The sequence below is a fragment of the Cryobacterium mannosilyticum genome (assembly GCF_004402705.1).
Lineage (GTDB): Bacteria > Actinomycetota > Actinomycetes > Actinomycetales > Microbacteriaceae > Cryobacterium > Cryobacterium mannosilyticum.
Window position 1 is genome coordinate 1 of sequence record NZ_SOFM01000049.1, and the last position, 16,089, is coordinate 16,089.

The window sequence follows — 16,089 nt, forward strand, 5'->3', positions numbered from 1 at the left end:
CTATCGCCTGCGCATGCCGGTAACTGATCACCCCGTCATGCAGGGCCGCCCGGGTTGCGGGGAGGTCCTGGACCAGGGCCTTACTCTCCGCGAGCAGGGTCTCCGCGCTGCGCTCCGGGATCCGCAGCGTCACGGCCAGCTCGCTGGAGAGTTCCCGCTTCGCGATCTCCTCCCGGCTCCACAACGCTTGCGGTCCCCGCGGGATCTCCGCCGCGTGCGCCTCGCTGAACCGGCGGGTCTGATCGATCAGCTCCGCCCGGAACGCGAAGCACTGCGCGATCACCCGGTCCGCGACCGCGACCGCGTCAAAGAGCAGTCCGAGCTGCTGCTGGGTGGTGCTCACCAGGGTGACCATACCCGCNGCCCCACACCAGGGTGTGGATAACCTGATCAAACCCGCATTGTGGAGGACAAGCCTGCAGTGATTTCGACAGGCTCGATCACCGTCGGAGGTCGAGCCGGTCGAGACCCGACGGGCGGTCAGACCAGCGGGAGCACCTCCGCGGTGCTGGTCACCGTGGCGAAGCCTCCGGCGGCCAGGTTCAGGGCGGTCATCCGCATGACCTCGTCGGCCGTGGCCGACAGAGGGGCCCCGTTCCGCGGCGCCAGCTCGACCAGGCCGAAGGTGCGGGTGGCGTCCAGGGGAACGATCACGTCGTAGCCGAGGTTGCCGCCCATCCGGGCGGTGGTCTCCACGCACATATTGGTCTGGATGCCGCAGATCACGAGCTGGTGGATGCCCTGCAGCCCGAGCCACCGGTGCAGGTCGGGGTCGCCGATGAAGGCCGAGTTAACATTCTTGGTCACCAGCAGGCTGGCCGGGAGCGCGGCGATGCTCGGTTTGAGCGCGTTCCCCGGCTTCCCCGGATGGAGCGACGACCCCGCAGCCTTGCTGTCGTGGCGCACGACGACGATCGGCCGGCCGGTCGAGATCCAGGCTGTTGCGAGGGCGTCGATGTTGGCCTCGCAGCCGAGATTGGTGGTGGAGCCCCACTCGGACTCGTCGAATCCCTGCTGCACATCGATGATGACGAGTGCCGCGTTCGTGTCAATGCTGGTCATTCCTCCATCAAACCCCCTTTCGGCGGTCTCGCGCACCGTGGCGGGCATCCGTTTCGGACCAGGACCACCTGCCCCGTCCGGCGCCGGTTCCACGCTGCGTCCCAAGACGAGCAGAGTGATTCCCTTCGACATCCCCATCGACGATCCCGACCGTGCCGATGCCGGCTACCTGGGAAGGAGCCGCAACCCGATCGACGTGGTGATCGGCTCCCGCTGCCCGCCGGAGTGCACGATGTGCGAACCGTCGACGGTGAGCTGGCTGGCGTGACAGCGGAGGGCGGCGGTCACGGTGGACAGGTGCCGGTCGAGCACAAACCACTCGCCGTCGGCGGCGGGCTCGTACAGGATCTCCGCGAACGGCGTACCCACCGCGCGGCACGCGGCGAGTGCGGCATCGTGCATCCGCACATGGTCGGGGTGCCCGTAGCCCCCTCCACTGTCGTAACTGACAACGAGCGCCGGCCGCTGCGCCAGGATGAGGGCCGCGACATCCGCCGCCACCTCAGCCAGGGGTGCGATCGCGAGGGCGTCGCCGTCGACGTCGCGCGCGGGGCCGGCCAATCCCGGGCGGATCCAGGTCATGCCCGAGTCTCGATAGCGGCGCGGGGCCAGGCCGGCTGCCCGGGCGGGCGGCTCACCGAGCCAGAATCGGTCGGCGACCCCGAGCGCGGCCGTGGCCCGCTGCAACTCCTGTTCGCGTGCCGTGGTCAGCGCGGCCGTGCCCTCGAGGCCCGAGAGCGGCCCCGGAACGACCTCACCACGTTCGCCGCGGGAGGCGGTGAGCAGCGACACCCGGATGCCGTGAGCAACCAGTTCCGCGATCAGGGCGCCGGTGGAGATCGTCTCATCGTCGGGGTGAGCGTGCACGAAGAGCACGGAGGCGCCCAGGCCCAGCAGGCTCACGCGATCGCGAGGTGCTGGTGGTGGTCGGCGCCGGGGTCGGTGAGAGCACGGTAGACGACCAGCAGGCCTGCGGCCGAGCGGGGCCAGTCCAGGTCTTCAGCGTGCTCGCGCCCCGCGACGGACAGGCGTCTGGCCAGGCCGGGGTTCGACAGGATCGTGGTGATGGCGCCGGCCCAGGCGGCGGGGTCGCGCGACTCGAGCACCACACCGGTGTCGCCGTGGAGGACGGCCTCGCGCAGGCCGCCGGATGCCGCGGCGACCACGGGCACGCCGCTCGCCGCGCCTTCGAGGGCGACCAGGCCGAACGTCTCGGAGTGGGAGGGGATGAGCACCACACGAGCATCGCGCAGCAGCGCGGCCAGCGCGATCCGGGACTGCGGGCCGACGAACCGCACTCCGGCTGCGATCCCGTGCCGGGCCGCGAGCGCCGTGAGCTCGTCGACGTATCCGTTGAAGTCGGCCGAGGCGTCCCCGGCGATGACCAGCTCGGGGCGCACCGCTTCCGGGACCGCCGCGATCGCCTCGATCGCCAGGTCAAGGCCCTTCAGCGGTTGCAGACGCGCGGCCACGACCGCATAGCCGCGGCCCGCGGCGGGTTCCGGCGCGGTCGGACGGAAGAGGCTCCCGTCGACGCCCGGCGGCACGATGGCGACACGGTCCGGTGAGCCGCCGAGGCGTTCCACCACGGTCTCGGCCTCGGCAGCGCTGATCGCCACGACGGCGTCGGATTCGCGGGCGAGCCAGGCCTCTCCGGCCATCCGCCCGGGGGATTCCGGGCGTTCCCCGGCGGACAGCGGGGTGGACTCGTCGGCCGCGATGCTGTGGAAGCTCTGCACATGGGGCACCCCGCGGAGGCGGGCGAGGGGCAGGGCAGCCATCCCGGAGAACCAGTGGTGGGAGTGGTAGATGTCGTAGGGGCCGAGGGCGCTCATCCGCACACGGAACTCGTCGATGAACGCCTCGTGGTCGCCCTTCGCCACGGGTTCCGCCGGGCCGGCGTCGAGGTACCGCAGGGTGACCCCCGGGGTGAGCTGCACATTGCCGGCCAGTTCGAATGACGAGCGCCGGGTGAGGATGTCCACGGTGTGGCCGGCCGCGGCCAGGGCCTCCGCCTGGTGGCGGACCACGACGTTCATGCCGCCGGCATCGCCCGAACCGGGTTCCGCGCCCGGCGAGGTGTGCAGGCAGACGAGCGCGATGTGGAGGGGAGGCAACGGGTGAGACACCAGAAGATCGTAGCCCAGCAGATTCGGCGTTCTCTGGGAAGTATTCCCCCGCGCCCGCAGCCCGGCGGATAGGCTGCGGGAATGGGGACCAGGGGAAAATTCTGGAAGGTCGGCCCGACAATTGCGTTGGCCGTGTCGGTTTCAGTGATCCTGCTCGTGGTCGTGATCATCAGCCTGAACCTGCGCACGGACAGGCCGACCACCCGCGCAGGCGTGATCGAGGAAGTGCTGGTCGACGTCGATTCGATCGCGGCGACGCTCCCCGCGGGCACCGTCGTCTCCACCTCGGACGCGAGCGCGGGCTCCGACTGCCCGGACGGCAGCGGCGGGGAAGAGGTCGCCGTGTCCCGCACGATGACCGTCGGGCCCGACTTCGACCGCTATGCCTGGGTCGACAGCGTCGCCCGGCACTATGAGGGAATGGGCTGGAGCGTCACCGCGAAGACCCTGGACAACCGCGACCACATCGCACTCAAACTCGTCGGCCAGCACCTCCTGACCTACCGGGTCACCGTCACGGACGAGACCGGCGTCCCGCAGGTGATCATCCGCTCCACCTCCCGGTGCACGGAGCCGGCGACTTCCATGAGAACCGGAGAAAACCGATGAGCACCGATCACACCCCGGTCACTCGGGCCCTTGAGGCCTACGGAGCCGCCGTCCGCGCGAAGGATGTCGACGCGTTCGTCGACATCCATGCCGATGACGTGCACGTCTTCGACGCGTGGGGCCGGTGGGAGCACGTCGGCATCGCCGCCTGGCGGGCGATGGCGACCGAGTGGTTCGGCTCCCTGGGCGCCGAGCTGGTCGACGTGACCTTCACCGAGGTGCGCTCCTCCATCGGCAGCGACGTCGCCTAGGCGGCGGCCGCAAGCCCTGCCGCGAGCGGTGTCGTCGGCCTGCCGATGAGGCGAGCAAGGTCCCCGCTGGTCTCGCCGAGCAGGCCGTCACGGATGTTGGCGTCGAGCCCGACGACGAATCCCACCGTGCCCTCGTCCAGCCCGAAGCCCGCGAGCAGTTCCGCGTGCTCCGCCGGTGCGAGGTTGCGGAAGGCCACGTCCGTGCCGATCAGTGTTCCGATCGTCGCCGCTAGTTCGGCGAAGTCCCAGGCGTGGTCGCCCGAGAGCTCGAGGGTGCGACCGGCGAGGGAGCCGTCCAGGAGGGCGACCGCCGCGGCATCCGCGTAGTCGGCCCGGCTGGCGCTGGCGACCCGCCCGGCGCCGACGCTCGCGACGATCTCGCCTGACTGGCGCGCCTTCTCGATCTCCCCGGCGTAGTTCTCGGTGTACCAGCCGTTGCGGAGGATCGTGAACGGAACCCCGGACGCGACCAGGAACTCCTCGGTCGCCTTGTGCTCGGGCGCCAGCAGCAGGTCCGAGGTGGTGGCCTGGGGTGCGCTCGTGTACACGATGCGGCCCACGCCGGCCTCCCTGGCCGCCGTGATCACGGTCGAGTGTTGGAGGAAGCGCCGGCCGAGTTCGGAGCCGGACACCAGGGCGAGCACGTCGCCGGGCCCCACGACCGCCGTCACCGTCTCGGGCCGCGCATAGTCGAGCACGGCCGTCCTCACGCCGAGGGCGGCCAGCGCCGCCAGCTTGCCCTCGTTTCGGGCGGTGGCGATGATGTCGGCGGGAGCCGCGCCCCGGGCGAGCAGGGACTCGATGATGAGACGGCCGAGGTGGCCGGAGGTTGCCGTGACGATGTATGACATGGGATGCCTTTCGGTTGCTTGCCGGTGTCAACGAACGGCCGGTTCCATTACTTCCCCAACGCGGGTACCCACTTTTTTGTAAGCTACCCACATGAAGGTAAGTTTTGAGGTTTCCCGCGCCCGGCCCGGCGCGGTCGGCGGCCTGTATCCGGCGAAGTGCGCCACCCGCACGGTTCTCGACCATGTGACCAGCAAATGGGGCGTGCTGGTGCTGCTGGCGCTCGAGCAGGAGTCCCTCCGCTGGGGAGAACTGCGGCGGTCCATCGAGGGCATCAGTGAGAAGATGCTCGCGTCGACCCTGCGCACGCTCGAGGCGGACGGTTTCGTCAACCGGGAGGCGCAGGCAACCATCCCGCCGCGCGTCGACTACGAACTGACCGAGCGGGGCCGGCAGGTCACCCGCCGCCTGCTGCCGCTGATGGACTGGATCGCCGATAACGCCGACGAGATCGTGGCGCCAGGAGAGTGAAGCGACCTAACGGGTCGTGACGGTGCCGCCGAGTGAGGCGATGGCGCGCAGCGCTCGGGGGCCGGCAGCGAACCAGGCCACGACCATCACGGCCAGCGACGCAGCGAAGATCCAGAACCCGATCCAGCCTTCGTCACTCGTCGCCGCGTACATGTGGTTCAGATTGCGGAGGGCGCCGGTCGCGAGAACCAGCGTGACATGCACCGCGATGAAGACCAGGAAGAAGACCATCACGCCGACATGCACGACCCGGGTCGCGGCGATCGGGACCAGTCTGCTGAGCCTGCGCGACGTCCAGAGCGGTGACAGTCGGATGCCGGTGGCGAGGGCGAGAGGCGCGGCCACGAACACGATGCTGAAGTAACTCAGCGTCTGCAGGGCGTTGTAGTTGACCCAGCCGTCGCCGACGGGCCAGCCGAGTGACGCGTACTGGATCAGCGCCGAGACGGCGTTCGGGAAGATGTCCCAGCTGACCGGCACGATCCGCAGCCACTGGCCGGTGGCGAAAAGCAGCACGTAGAAGAGCAGCCCGTTGAGCACCCAGAGGGCGTCGACGGTGAGGTGCAGCCAGACGTTGATTCCCATCCGGGTCGGTGCCCGCCGGGTGCGCAGGGCGCCGGTGTTCCGCCGGGTCCAGAACACGGTCGGACGCCCGGCCGTGCGCACCTGCCAGCCCGAGCGCACGATGAACAGGATGAAGAAGACGTTCAGGCCGTGCTGCCAGGCCAGCCAGGCAGGAAAACCGACGGGTGCCCCGGCCGGCAGCGCGGAGGCACCGGGATAGTCGACCAGGAAGGACTCGACCGCGGGCAGGGCGCGAATGCCCTTCGCGGCGAGCACGGCCGCGGCAAGGGAGAGGACCGCGACGGGCACGGCCCAGGCCAGGGTGAACCGGATGCTCCGGCCCGACCCGAAGAGCCGGGAGTTCTCCACGGTCACCGTTCGCCCCGCCGGGCGATCGCGTTGTGCGGCATGAAGTCGGGTCTTCCTGGTCAGGCGGAAACGGTCGGCTGGCCGGCGCGCGGGGCGCCGACTATGCCATCATCGACCATTTCATCCTCCGGGGCGCGTTCGCTTCGTAAAGCAACGAAACCTGGGCGTCCCGATGGGTGGAGCCGCGAAGTCGCAGCCCGCGCGCGCAACGGTTTCTCTACTGCGGCCGGAGAACGATCTTGCCGATGTGCCGGCGTTCGGCGAACTCCTTCTGGGCGTCCGCGATCTCGGCCAGGGGGAATGTGCTGCTGATCTGAGGCCGGACCTGGCCGTCGCGAGCGAGCCCGACCAGCCGGCGGAAATGGACCCGTGTGTGCATGGAAGAACCGATCAGCTGCACATTATGGAGGTAAAGGCGGCGCAGGTCGAACTCGACGACCGGCCCGGCCACGGCGCCGGCGATCACCCAGCGGCCGTTGTCGCGGAGCAGCGGCATCATCGCGGCGAGCCCTGGCCCGCCGGCGATGTCGGCAACCACGTCCAGACCGCGGGGGGCCGCGGCACGGATCCGGGCCAGGACGTCGGGTGAATCCCGGTTGAAGACCTGGGCAGCCCCGTTCGCGAGCACGGCGTCTCCTTTGGACCCGCTGGTGATCGCCAGTACGTGCGCTCCTCGAGCCGCCGCGAGCTGGACCAGCGCGAGTCCGACGCCCCCGGAGGAGCCCGTCACGAGCACCGTCTCGCCCGAGCGCACGCTCGCGCGCTCCAGCATCCCGATCGCGGTGCCGAACGCGACCGGCAGGCACGCCAACTGCTCGTCGGACAGCGGCGAGTCCTGCACGTCGTGCGCATGCGAGGCAGCCACGGCGACGTACTGTGCGAACCCGCCGTCGGCCTCGCTGCCGAGGTAGCCCACCGGTGACGCGTCGTCGTCATCGGAGCCGTAGAGAGCCGGGTCGACGAGCACGCGGCGCCCCACCGGGTCACCGGTCACGCCCGGACCGACCTCCACGACGACGCCGGCGATGTCGCCGCCCTGGATGCGCGGGAAATCGAACGCGCCCAGCCACCCGGCCTGCGCCGCCGGGTCGTCGGGCAGCCCGTATGCGCCCTGACGGGTCCACAAATCGGTGTTGTTGACCGCAGCCGCAGTGACTCTCACCAGTACCTGACCGTGTTGCGGCCGGGGGCGGGGCCAGTCGTGGTGCAGCTCGAGTGCGTCGGGGCCGCCGAATCTGGTCAGTACGGCCGCGGTCATGGTGTCCATCGGTCAAGCCTGCCAGCCTCGGCGGGATTGTGCGAAAGCAGCCTCGCGGCTGAGGCGCGGTGAGACGCCCGGAAGCCCGGTCAGCAGGTTGCGAGCATGGAGGTGATCGCGGGCTCCTCAACACCCTGCGACCGCTCTAAGCCACTGCGGCCACTGCGGCCAGGGCGTCTCGGGCGCGGCTCAGGGACGACCCGAGCCCCCATTCGACGGCCAACCGATCCAGTTCGGCTGCCCGTTCGCCGGTGCCGACCCGGATGCGCGCGTCGAAGTCGGGCAGGTCGAGGTCGCGGACGACCTTCACCACGGCCGGGGCGACCCTGAGGTAGGCGGCGGCGGCGGCGATCCTGGCTCGCACGGGCGCGGCCATCCCCGACGCGGGGTCTGCCGCTGCCGCGACGATCCCGTCGAGGCTGCCGAAGCTGGCCAGCAACGCGGCCGCCGTCTTCTCGCCGACGCCGGGCACGCCGGGCAGCCCATCGGAGGCGTCGCCGCGCATCGCGGCGAAGTCCGCGTACTGCGCCGGGCTGACTCCGTACTTGGCCCGGAGCGTGACATCCGTCAGGATCTCCAGCCGGGCCATGCCGCGCCCGGTGTAGATCACCCGCACGTCGCGGGAGTCGTCGACCAGTTGGAAAAGGTCCCGATCCCCGGTGACGACGTCCACCGGAATCGGGGAATGCGAGGCCAGCGTGCCGATGACATCGTCCGCCTCGTGGTCCGGGGCGCCGATCACCGGCACCCCGAGCGCGCCGAGCACCTCACGGATGACCGGGACCTGAGGAACGAGCAAGTCCGGAACGTCCTCGATCGGGTGGCCGACGGCATCCGTCGGCTGCGCAGCGGCGACCCGGTGGGTCTTGTAGGTGGGAATCAGGTCCACCCGCCAACCGGGGCGCCAGTCGTCGTCCCAGCAGGCAACGATTTCGGTCGGCCGGAACTCCGAGGCGAGCCGGGCGATGATGTCGAGCAGCCCCCGGACGGCGTTCACGGGCGCGCCGTTCGGCGCCTGCACGGAATCGGGCACCCCGTGGAAGGCACGGAAGTACAGGGCGGCGGTGTCGAGGAGCATCAGGCGCTCGCGGTGATCGGTCACGGCGGCATCCTCCCACACTGGCAATCTGAATGCGATCGACCCCGCCAGATGGTGAACAATCGGGAGATTGGGCCTTCGGCTCCCTGTTCATCCTCGGCTTTCCCCTCGTCGCGACCTGTGCAGGAATCGGTGCGGCGCAGCACTCGGAGCGTGGGCAGCTGCTGGCGTGATCATCCGATAGCGGATTGATCCGTTCGGCTCATGTCGCCCGTCGCCGGGGCAGAGCCCGTCGGGCCGTACCGCAGGAGAACAGTGCCCTTCCTCGACGGGGCCGCGGCGCTGAGCAGCTCAAGGGACAGAGGTGGTCCGTCGGCGGTGAAGAGGCGTTTGCCGGGACCGAGCACGATCGGGTAGACCCACAGATTCAACTGGTCGAACAGGCCGTCGGCGACGAGAGTGCGGGCGAAGTCGATGCTGCCGATCACGTGGATCTCCCGGTGTCGCTCGCGCAGAACACCCATTTCCGCGGCGAGGTCGCGGCCGAGCAGATGCGAGTCGCGCCAGGTGAGCTCCGGCGCGCCCCGCGAGGCGACGTACTTGGGGATCGCGTCGAACTTGCGCGCGATGTCGGCGTCGGGTCCCTCGAGGTGATGCGGCCAGTAGCCAGCGAAAATGTCGTAGGTGCGCCGTCCGAGTATCAACGCGTCCATCGCGTGGATCCCCTCCGCTATCTGGGCGCCGTCGGTGTCGTCAATCAGGGGCGCCTGCCAGCCGCCGAAGGCGAATCCGCCGTCGGTGTCTTCGTCGGGGCCGCCGGGAGCCTGGGCGACCCCGTCGAGCGTGGTGAAGAGGTCGATGTGAATACGACCGGTCATGGAGATCTCCTATCGTCGCGGCAGGACGCCGTGATCACGTCGCATGACGCGACCAACGCCGTACGGCTTCCTAACGTCTAAGGGAACGACACCTAGCTGACGGCTCTCTCCAGCAACGCCACCAGTCGCTTCTGATCGGCGGCGGTCAGCCTGGTCACGGCGTAGGAGCTCGGCCAGAAATTGCCTTCGTCGAGGTTCGCGTCCTGCTGAAAGCCGATGGTGGCGTACCTCCCCTTGAACTTGGCGGCGCTCTGGAAGAACACCACGACCTTGCCGTCAGCGTTGGTGTAGGCCGGCATGCCGTACCACGTCTTTGACCCGAGAATGGTGTGGCCCTTGACCAGTTGGTGCAGTGTCTCGGCCAACTCCTTATCCGTGCCGGTCATCTCGGCGATCGCGGCAAGGCATGCTGCCTCCAGGTCGGCGCCCTCCTGTGCGGCCTTTGCTTCGGCCGCTGCTGCTCGCATTGCTGCCTTTTCCTCTTTACTGAAGGCGGTGCTCATGGTCTGTTCCTTTCAGCTGTCGGGTCTACGCCGCAACTCTAGGCGGAACCAGATGGGCGTGCTTCTTTGATCCTGTTCGGCTTGGTTGGCATCCGTGCAATGCGACCAGGCAGTTCGGTGAGGTGACCCTGGCTGGGTCGGGTGGTTTCGGGCAGTCACAGTACTTCGCTGCTGCCCGTGCGCTCGGATCAGGCGGCCAAGTGAAACGTGCTCGCGAAGCGGTCGAGGAGGTCGCCGCGGCCGCGCCGTACCTCGACCACACCGGTCGCGATCGCGAACGATGAGCAGCGACCAGCGCTCACCGATCAGCTCGACGGCCCGCGTTATCCCATCGAACTGGCCGTAGTCGCGTGCAGCCACCGACCTCACGCCTGCTGGTTCTCGACGGCAGGGATGTCAGCCGCGGCCGGGTCGAACCAGCCGAACTCGATGGCATTGCCGTCCGGGTCAGTCAGTCCTCGCTGGTACATGAAGCCGTAGTCGGCGGCGGGGCGCGGCTCAGCGGCACCGGCCGCAAGACCGTCGGTGGCCGCCTTGTCGACGGCTTCGCGCGTGTCGAGGTAGATCGATGTCGACGCCGACGGGTTCACCGCGGGATCGCCGATGGGGAGGTCGGTGAAGGTTTGGAAGAACTCGCGGAGCATCAGCATCAAGAAGCTGTGTCCCTCTTCAACAATGAAGCAGGCGGCGTTGTGGTCACTCACCCGCGGGTTGAAAGTGAGACCGATCGCCTCGTAGAACGCCTTCGAGCGCTCAAGGTCGGTCACAGGCAGGCCGACGAATACTGCAGTCATGGTTCTCCCTCTCGTGAGTCGGTATGTTGACGATGTCGATTCAGAACGTGAGCATCATGGTGTCCGACTTGCCGACCCGTCCCGCGATGACGAAGCCGTTACTCACGTACAGGGCGCGGGCTCGTTCGTTCTCGTCTTCGACACTCAAACTCAGTCCCTGGAGGCCACGATCCGCTGCGGCCCGGATGGTCTGCTCCAGAAGAACGCGGCCCACGCCTTGCCCTCGATGAGTACTTGCCACGCCCATGCCTAATTCGGGGATGCCTTCGTCAACGAATCCGTATCCGGGATCGTCGGCCGTCATGAACCTCGCCCAGGTCGCGCCGACCGGATTGCCCTCAGCCTCGTGTGCCAGGAAACCGAAGTCTGAGCTTCGTTTCCAATCGGAGAGGTAATGCCAAATATCGGGGTTTTTCATGATCGATTGCAGAGTTGCGGGTGGCTGGTCTTGGCGCCAGTTGACTGCTTCCAGCAGCATCGCGGCGAGAAAGTCGATGTCCTCAGTGGCAGCATCGCGGATGTGCACTGTCATGGCGCTGTTCCTCAGTTCCCAAAAGTGGCTATGTCGACGTGTCGACGTGGTTTGCGCGCTTAGCGATGGAACATGCCTCGAGTGTTGCAGTCATTGCGCGTGACGTCCAGTCACGACCCTCGGGTTCTGTCTGGGCGTCAACGAACTTCTACCGGAAGTGCCTCAGTCAATGCGGCTCCCTTCATCAATCACGAGCTCGGTCGCGAGAGCGCTTGCTCCCAAGCCGTTCGATTTTGGTTGACGTATTCGGTCGCGTCACGCCAGAATTCGCCGTGTCCGCTCTCGTACATATCCGCCCAGGGTTGGAGACCGGTTTCGTGTGAGGTGCGCAGTAGTTCGAACATAGCGGCGGTCCGCTTCGCCATCGTTGCTGGAAGCGCGTCGCGGAGCGCGGTGTCGGCCTCGTACCCTTCGACCAAAGCACGCAGCCTGAGTCCAGCGGACTCGACGGGTTCACCGGCAACGAGCATGCCAAAGGCTTGGGCCGCGTACGCCAGGTCCCACAGTCGAGTGCTCGGTCCTGCACCATCCCAATCTATGAAAACCCAGCGATCCCCGATGACAAGGTTCCACGGCGCGAGGTCGTTGTGACACATCAGGTTCGGGTCGTCAACTGGCAGCAGCATCTCCCAGCCATCAGGGTCGGGAATTGGAACAGATTCACTCGCATCGTGGATACGGCGGATCATCTGCCCGACCCGTCGCAGATCGTCGGTGCCTAGCGGCATCTGATCCAACGCCATCACGCCTTCGACAAATTCGACAGATTGCCGGCCGGACTCGTCGCGGCCAAGCGGCCGTGGAGCATCTACACCGTGCGAACGGAGCTCTGCAAGATAGCTCTGCATGACCGAGGTATTGCTGATCCAGGGCTTTCGGACAGTGTCGCCCACTCGCACAACAGCGCCTGACGCGTTGCCTCCAGTGAGTTTCAGTTCGTCCTCGCCCATGCCATCACGCTACCGTCCTGAAGTCGAACCGCTTTCGGAACCCTATCGACACTGGTGTCACTGGTGATACCGCGTGTCCATGCCAATGACCCTTCGCTTGACCGATGATGAGGCCGACGCCCGGACATGCTGAGGCGGCGCCCGGAATTCTCCTAGGCTGGGTGCCCAGGTGGGAGTACGGTCGGGCCATGAAACCACAATCCCGATTCCTGTCCAGCGCCCTCGCCGTCGTCCTCGCCGTTTCGGCAGTGGTCGCTGCCGGTGGCCTTCCGGCCTCCGCCGCGCCCGCGGCCCCGGTCAACAAATACGTCGCCCTGGGTGACTCTTACGCGGCGGGGCAAGGCGGCGGTGGCTACACGGGCAGCTGCCTGCAAAGCCCGAACGGCTACCCGGCGCTGCTGGATGCGGTCAAGGGGATCAACCTGCTGCGCAACGTAAGCTGCAGCTCGGCCACGACCGTCGACGTCACCTCCACCCAGTTGTCGGCCCTGAACCGGGGGACCACGCTGGTCACCCTGACCGTGGGGGGTAACGACCTCAACGTCGCCGGCGTCGCGGCGGCGTGTGCCTCGGCGGACGTGGCGGCGTGCGGGGCTGCCATCTCCTCGGCCGGGGATTTGCTCTACTCCGGTGAGCTGATGGTCCGTCTGGCCGCGACGTACGCGCAGGTCGCGGTCGCGGCCCCGAACGCCCGCGTGGTCGTAACCGGCTACCCGCTTCTCTTCGCTCCCTCGGCCAACCCGCTGATCAGCCAAGTCAACGGCGCCACGGTGGTCCTGAACCAGACCATCCAAGGTGTCGTGGCCCAGGCCCAGGCAGCCCGTCCGAACGCGAGCATCGGCTACGTCGATGTGTCCGCGGCTTTCGCAGGTCACGCCATCGGCGACGCCGATTCCTGGGTCAACTTCGCCGGCCAGGATGCATTCCATCCGACCCCCGCCGGCTATCAGGCGTACGCGGCGGCCATCCGGGCGGTCTTGTAGCACCGCGGCCGAGGCCCGCACCTCACCCGTTGCTCCTGACGCAGTTCGACGATTCGTGTCTTGTTCATAGGCTTAATATTGACGCCACCTCTCCCGTTGGCACCACGCCACGGTGACGCCAGTGAACCGCCACATAACCGCCACGTACGCGGCACGCCATTCTCCTCGGGACGATCACTGCACGCAGCGAGTCAGACTCCCGGCTGGCAACGTCGCAGCGAAACCGCTTCGCCAGTCAGCGAACCCTCAGAGGTGAAGCGGCATGCAGATCGAGGCCGTCCGGGTTCGGTCTGATCAGAGCTATGTCAGCAGCAGGCGTCCGTGTCGGCGGTCCGCTCGCCCGTGAGGGCGATGATCGGCACTGCGCAGGCGTCGCCCTTCCAAGCTTCCGCACCCTCCCGGATGGCAAACCCTGCGATCACGAGGGCGGCGATCGAATCCGCCCACGCCCACCCCAGGAACGAATTGAGCAGCAGCCCGGCCAGGAGAGCGGCGGACAGGTAGCTGCAGATCAGGGTCTGCTTCGAGTCCGCCACGGCCGACGCGGATCCCAGCTCCCGGCCGGTGCGACGTTCGAACCAGCTCAGGACAGGCATGACGGCGAGGCTGACGGCGGCCAGCGCGATCCCGACGGGGCTGTGCTCCGCTTCGCGAAGGCCGAAGAGCGACAGGCAGGAATCGACGATCACGTAGGCGGCCAGGCCGAAGAAGGAGTATGCAACGACGCGCAGCGCGACCTTCTCGCGCTTCTCCGGGTCGGGGGCGGCGAATTGCCAGGCGATCGCGGCCGCAGAGAGAACTTCGACGATGGAGTCGAGACCGAAGCCGATCAGGGCGGCAGAGGATGCCACGGTGCCGGCGGTGAGCGCGATGACCGCCTCGATCACGTTGTAGGTGATCGTGACGGCGACGACGAGCCGGATTCGGCGTTGAAGGATCAGTTTCCGGACCGGGTCCAGGGCGGGGGCGGGTCCGCTCGTGGTGGCGGTCATGCTCTGGTCCCGCAACAGAGGGGCAGATCGCAGTCTTCGTCGCAGCATTCGACGCCGTCGTCCACCGCGAGCACAACGGCGAAGAGCAACGTCAGCGCTCGGGTCAGGTGTTGGTCGACGATTTCGTACCGTGTTTGTCGGCCCTCCGTCACGGCGGCAACAATGCCGCAACCGCGCAGGCAGCTCAAATGGTTCGATACGTTCGAGCGTGTGAGGTCGAGGTCGCGCGCCAGCCGGGCGGGATAGCCGGGCTGCTCGAGGAGGCTGAGCAGGATCCGTGAGCGGGTCGGATCGGCCATTGCCCGGCCGAGCCGGATCATGACATCGAGGCGCGAAGCAATCGTCAGCATGAACTGACCATACAGCCACCGATGACCATTGGTTGAACTCGGTGAACGAACTTTGAGTGACGCGCACGGAGCGTGAATTGCAGAGGCAGGAGGCTGCTCACCTGGGGTGTCACGGATGGGTATCTGTTGAGACGGGCGAGCGGCTACAGTCCGATCACGGAGTAGCGGCGGTCGATTCCCGTGTCCGGTGGTCGAATAGTCACCGGCCCACGCGCCACCACCCCGCCGCGACTACGGCACACTAGGACCACACGAGAGTGGCCCTGTTTTCACTTGGCAGAAATACCTTTGTCTTCAGTGGGCGTCAACAAGCCACCCCCGCTCTCGGCTTCGAACACACCCCGCACCATGAGGAGCAATGAGCATCTTCACTGGCCTGAGCGCCTTCCCCCTGACCCCGTTTCAGAACGATGCGGTCGACGAGCACGCGTATATCGGCCTGATCCAAAGGTTGAGTGTTGCGAAGGTGGACTCGATCACAACGCTGGGCTCGACGGGCTCCTATGCCTATCTCACCCCGAACGAGCGTGCCCGGGTCGCAGGTCTTGCCGTTGAGCATGCTGGCGAGACGCCCGTTTTCGTGGGGGTTGGGGCGCTGCGCACCTCCCAGATCCTCACGAACATCGACCATGCCGAACAAGCCGGAGCCGCAGGAGTGCTGCTGGCTCCGATGAGCTACCAGCCCCTCACCGACGACGACGTATTCGAGCTGTTTCGCACCGTCACCGAGCACAGCGAGCTTCCCGTGATCGTCTACGACAACCCCGGCACCACCCACTTCACCTTCAGCATCGACCTCTACGCCCGCGTCGCCCGCCTGCCGGGGATCGCGTCGATCAAGATCCCCGGGGTACCTTCCGACCCCGCCGCAGCCCGCGCCCACGTCTCGGCGGTCCGAGCCGCGGTGCCCAAGCACGTCACGATCGGCGTGTCCGGTGACGCATTCGCCGCGACGGGTTTGAATGCGGGATGTGATGCCTGGTATTCGGTCATCGGGGGTATCGTCCCTGCGGCTGCGCTCGCAATCACGCGAGCCGCACAAGAAGGCCGGGCGGCGGACGCGGCGGCAGAATCAGAACTGCTCGCCCCGCTGTGGCGTCTGTTTACCGAGTTCGGAGGCAGTCTGCGCGTGGTCGCTGCCATCGCGGAGCACCTCGGCCTCGCCCCGCACGAGAGCCTGCCGCTCCCGATCCTCGGGCTGACCGAGGCGCGACGGGCACGTATCGCCGAGGTGGTGAATGAGCTCCGACTCGACCGATGAACCCACTCATCCGGTCCCGTCCCAGCACGGCGGACACGGTGGTCGCTGTCCCGGTAAGTATTCGCGAGCAGCGCGCGGGGTTGGCCTCGCCGGAAACCGCCTGCGGCCGCGCACAAGGGGGACCCCCATCGAGACGACTTCCTGCGCCACAGCGCGGTAGGCGGGCGTGGGGCCTTCTGTTTCCCCTGACGACGCGCGTTGATGGTAGTCCGCTGGCGCTCCATCGGGCGGAGGAGCAGAATGTT

20 protein-coding genes are annotated in these 16,089 nt (G+C 67.6%); 5 read left to right on the plus strand and 15 right to left on the minus strand.

Annotated elements, in window-relative coordinates; all coding sequences use genetic code 11:
* The 4 genes from E3O32_RS15565 to E3O32_RS15580 form a co-directional block, all read right to left on the minus strand.
* Positions 1 to 343: DUF222 domain-containing protein (locus tag E3O32_RS15565; RefSeq protein ID WP_241975031.1), on the minus strand; the 343-nt coding region annotated here is incomplete at its 3' end.
* Positions 344 to 480: 137 nt separating this feature from the next.
* Positions 481 to 1,062 (minus strand): cysteine hydrolase family protein, encoded by a 582-nt coding sequence (locus E3O32_RS15570; protein WP_134510751.1) that lies wholly within the window; start codon positions 1,060 to 1,062, stop codon positions 481 to 483.
* Between the two features lie 165 nt (positions 1,063 to 1,227).
* Positions 1,228 to 1,965, minus strand: a complete 738-nt coding sequence (locus E3O32_RS15575) for a PIG-L deacetylase family protein (protein WP_134510752.1) — start codon at positions 1,963 to 1,965, stop codon at positions 1,228 to 1,230.
* Complete coding sequence (locus E3O32_RS15580) at positions 1,962 to 3,191, minus strand: glycosyltransferase (protein WP_241975033.1); 1,230 nt, start codon at positions 3,189 to 3,191, stop codon at positions 1,962 to 1,964. Before E3O32_RS15580 ends, E3O32_RS15575 begins: the two co-directional genes overlap by 4 nt.
* Positions 3,192 to 3,323: 132 nt before the next feature.
* On the opposite strand from E3O32_RS15580, the gene E3O32_RS15585 reads away from it, so the two are divergent.
* Both E3O32_RS15585 and E3O32_RS15590 read left to right on the plus strand, forming a co-directional pair.
* Entirely contained in the window at positions 3,324 to 3,800 is a 477-nt protein-coding gene (locus tag E3O32_RS15585; protein WP_134510753.1) for a hypothetical protein, read from the plus strand.
* On the plus strand, positions 3,797 to 4,051 hold the full coding sequence (locus E3O32_RS15590; protein WP_134510754.1) for a YybH family protein: 255 nt from the start codon (positions 3,797 to 3,799) through the stop codon (positions 4,049 to 4,051). The genes E3O32_RS15585 and E3O32_RS15590 overlap by 4 nt, the downstream gene beginning before the upstream one ends.
* Here the strand turns inward: E3O32_RS15590 and E3O32_RS15595 are convergent.
* On the minus strand, positions 4,048 to 4,902 hold the full coding sequence (locus E3O32_RS15595; RefSeq protein ID WP_134510755.1) for an NAD(P)H-binding protein: 855 nt from the start codon (positions 4,900 to 4,902) through the stop codon (positions 4,048 to 4,050). The two genes, E3O32_RS15590 and E3O32_RS15595, sit on opposite strands and share 4 nt — an antisense overlap.
* A gap of 91 nt (positions 4,903 to 4,993) precedes the next feature.
* Between E3O32_RS15595 and E3O32_RS15600 the strand changes: the two genes are divergently transcribed.
* The gene (locus E3O32_RS15600; protein ID WP_134510756.1) at positions 4,994 to 5,371 is read left to right on the plus strand and encodes a winged helix-turn-helix transcriptional regulator; all 378 of its coding nucleotides are present in this window, start codon (positions 4,994 to 4,996) and stop codon (positions 5,369 to 5,371) included.
* A 6-nt stretch (positions 5,372 to 5,377) separates the two neighbouring features.
* On the opposite strand, the gene E3O32_RS15605 is transcribed toward E3O32_RS15600, so the two are convergent.
* From E3O32_RS15605 to E3O32_RS15650, 8 genes are all read right to left on the minus strand, one after another.
* Positions 5,378 to 6,310 (minus strand): cytochrome b/b6 domain-containing protein, encoded by a 933-nt coding sequence (locus tag E3O32_RS15605; RefSeq protein WP_420898114.1) that lies wholly within the window; start codon positions 6,308 to 6,310, stop codon positions 5,378 to 5,380.
* A gap of 211 nt (positions 6,311 to 6,521) precedes the next feature.
* Complete coding sequence (locus E3O32_RS15610) at positions 6,522 to 7,571, minus strand: zinc-binding dehydrogenase (protein WP_198417587.1); 1,050 nt, start codon at positions 7,569 to 7,571, stop codon at positions 6,522 to 6,524.
* Between the two features lie 136 nt (positions 7,572 to 7,707).
* A complete protein-coding gene (locus E3O32_RS15615) occupies positions 7,708 to 8,640 on the minus strand; it encodes a 5'-3' exonuclease (protein WP_134510879.1) in 933 nt (310 codons plus the stop codon).
* Positions 8,641 to 8,834: 194 nt separating this feature from the next.
* Positions 8,835 to 9,479, minus strand: coding sequence for a dihydrofolate reductase family protein (locus E3O32_RS15620; protein WP_134510757.1), 645 nt, complete (start codon positions 9,477 to 9,479; stop codon positions 8,835 to 8,837).
* Positions 9,480 to 9,571: 92 nt separating this feature from the next.
* A complete protein-coding gene (locus tag E3O32_RS15625) occupies positions 9,572 to 9,982 on the minus strand; it encodes a hypothetical protein (protein WP_134510758.1) in 411 nt (136 codons plus the stop codon).
* Positions 9,983 to 10,347: 365 nt separating this feature from the next.
* Positions 10,348 to 10,776 (minus strand): VOC family protein, encoded by a 429-nt coding sequence (locus E3O32_RS15640; protein WP_134510759.1) that lies wholly within the window; start codon positions 10,774 to 10,776, stop codon positions 10,348 to 10,350.
* 40 nt (positions 10,777 to 10,816) lie between these two features.
* Positions 10,817 to 11,308 carry a GNAT family N-acetyltransferase gene (locus E3O32_RS15645; RefSeq protein ID WP_134510760.1) on the minus strand — a complete coding sequence of 164 codons (492 nt, stop codon included), beginning with the start codon at positions 11,306 to 11,308 and terminating at the stop codon, positions 10,817 to 10,819.
* A gap of 188 nt (positions 11,309 to 11,496) precedes the next feature.
* On the minus strand, positions 11,497 to 12,258 hold the full coding sequence (locus tag E3O32_RS15650) for a phosphotransferase (RefSeq protein ID WP_134510761.1): 762 nt from the start codon (positions 12,256 to 12,258) through the stop codon (positions 11,497 to 11,499).
* A 188-nt stretch (positions 12,259 to 12,446) separates the two neighbouring features.
* On the opposite strand from E3O32_RS15650, the gene E3O32_RS15655 reads away from it, so the two are divergent.
* Positions 12,447 to 13,241, plus strand: coding sequence for an SGNH/GDSL hydrolase family protein (locus E3O32_RS15655; RefSeq protein ID WP_166790876.1), 795 nt, complete (start codon positions 12,447 to 12,449; stop codon positions 13,239 to 13,241).
* Between the two features lie 305 nt (positions 13,242 to 13,546).
* Here E3O32_RS15655 and E3O32_RS15660 read toward each other — a convergent pair whose 3' ends face one another.
* Both E3O32_RS15660 and cmtR read right to left on the minus strand, forming a co-directional pair.
* The gene (locus E3O32_RS15660; RefSeq protein WP_134510763.1) at positions 13,547 to 14,233 is read right to left on the minus strand and encodes a cation efflux transmembrane domain-containing protein; all 687 of its coding nucleotides are present in this window, start codon (positions 14,231 to 14,233) and stop codon (positions 13,547 to 13,549) included.
* Complete coding sequence (gene cmtR, locus E3O32_RS15665; RefSeq protein WP_134510764.1) at positions 14,230 to 14,583, minus strand: Cd(II)/Pb(II)-sensing metalloregulatory transcriptional regulator CmtR; 354 nt, start codon at positions 14,581 to 14,583, stop codon at positions 14,230 to 14,232. Before cmtR ends, E3O32_RS15660 begins: the two co-directional genes overlap by 4 nt.
* A 358-nt stretch (positions 14,584 to 14,941) precedes the next feature.
* On the opposite strand from cmtR, the gene E3O32_RS15670 reads away from it, so the two are divergent.
* Positions 14,942 to 15,844: a dihydrodipicolinate synthase family protein gene (locus tag E3O32_RS15670; RefSeq protein ID WP_134510765.1), complete on the plus strand. Its 903-nt coding sequence runs from the start codon at positions 14,942 to 14,944 to the stop codon at positions 15,842 to 15,844.
* Positions 15,845 to 16,089: the final 245 nt, after the last annotated feature.

Excerpts from the sequence above, each read along its gene's own strand:
- E3O32_RS15570 (WP_134510751.1), bottom strand. The coding sequence starts at position 1,062 with ATGACCAGCATTGACACGAACGCGGCACTCGTCATCATCGATGTGCAG.
- E3O32_RS15590 (WP_134510754.1), top strand. The coding sequence starts at position 3,797 with ATGAGCACCGATCACACCCCGGTCACTCGGGCCCTTGAGGCCTACGGA.
- E3O32_RS15595 (WP_134510755.1), bottom strand. The coding sequence starts at position 4,902 with ATGTCATACATCGTCACGGCAACCTCCGGCCACCTCGGCCGTCTCATC.
- E3O32_RS15600 (WP_134510756.1), top strand. The coding sequence starts at position 4,994 with ATGAAGGTAAGTTTTGAGGTTTCCCGCGCCCGGCCCGGCGCGGTCGGC.
- E3O32_RS15610 (WP_198417587.1), bottom strand. The coding sequence starts at position 7,571 with ATGGACACCATGACCGCGGCCGTACTGACCAGATTCGGCGGCCCCGAC.
- E3O32_RS15615 (WP_134510879.1), bottom strand. The coding sequence starts at position 8,640 with ATGCTCCTCGACACCGCCGCCCTGTACTTCCGTGCCTTCCACGGGGTG.
- E3O32_RS15620 (WP_134510757.1), bottom strand. The coding sequence starts at position 9,479 with ATGACCGGTCGTATTCACATCGACCTCTTCACCACGCTCGACGGGGTC.
- E3O32_RS15625 (WP_134510758.1), bottom strand. The coding sequence starts at position 9,982 with ATGAGCACCGCCTTCAGTAAAGAGGAAAAGGCAGCAATGCGAGCAGCA.
- E3O32_RS15640 (WP_134510759.1), bottom strand. The coding sequence starts at position 10,776 with ATGACTGCAGTATTCGTCGGCCTGCCTGTGACCGACCTTGAGCGCTCG.
- E3O32_RS15645 (WP_134510760.1), bottom strand. The coding sequence starts at position 11,308 with ATGACAGTGCACATCCGCGATGCTGCCACTGAGGACATCGACTTTCTC.
- E3O32_RS15650 (WP_134510761.1), bottom strand. The coding sequence starts at position 12,258 with ATGGGCGAGGACGAACTGAAACTCACTGGAGGCAACGCGTCAGGCGCT.
- E3O32_RS15655 (WP_166790876.1), top strand. The coding sequence starts at position 12,447 with ATGAAACCACAATCCCGATTCCTGTCCAGCGCCCTCGCCGTCGTCCTC.
- E3O32_RS15660 (WP_134510763.1), bottom strand. The coding sequence starts at position 14,233 with ATGACCGCCACCACGAGCGGACCCGCCCCCGCCCTGGACCCGGTCCGG.
- cmtR (WP_134510764.1), bottom strand. The coding sequence starts at position 14,583 with ATGCTGACGATTGCTTCGCGCCTCGATGTCATGATCCGGCTCGGCCGG.
- E3O32_RS15670 (WP_134510765.1), top strand. The coding sequence starts at position 14,942 with ATGAGCATCTTCACTGGCCTGAGCGCCTTCCCCCTGACCCCGTTTCAG.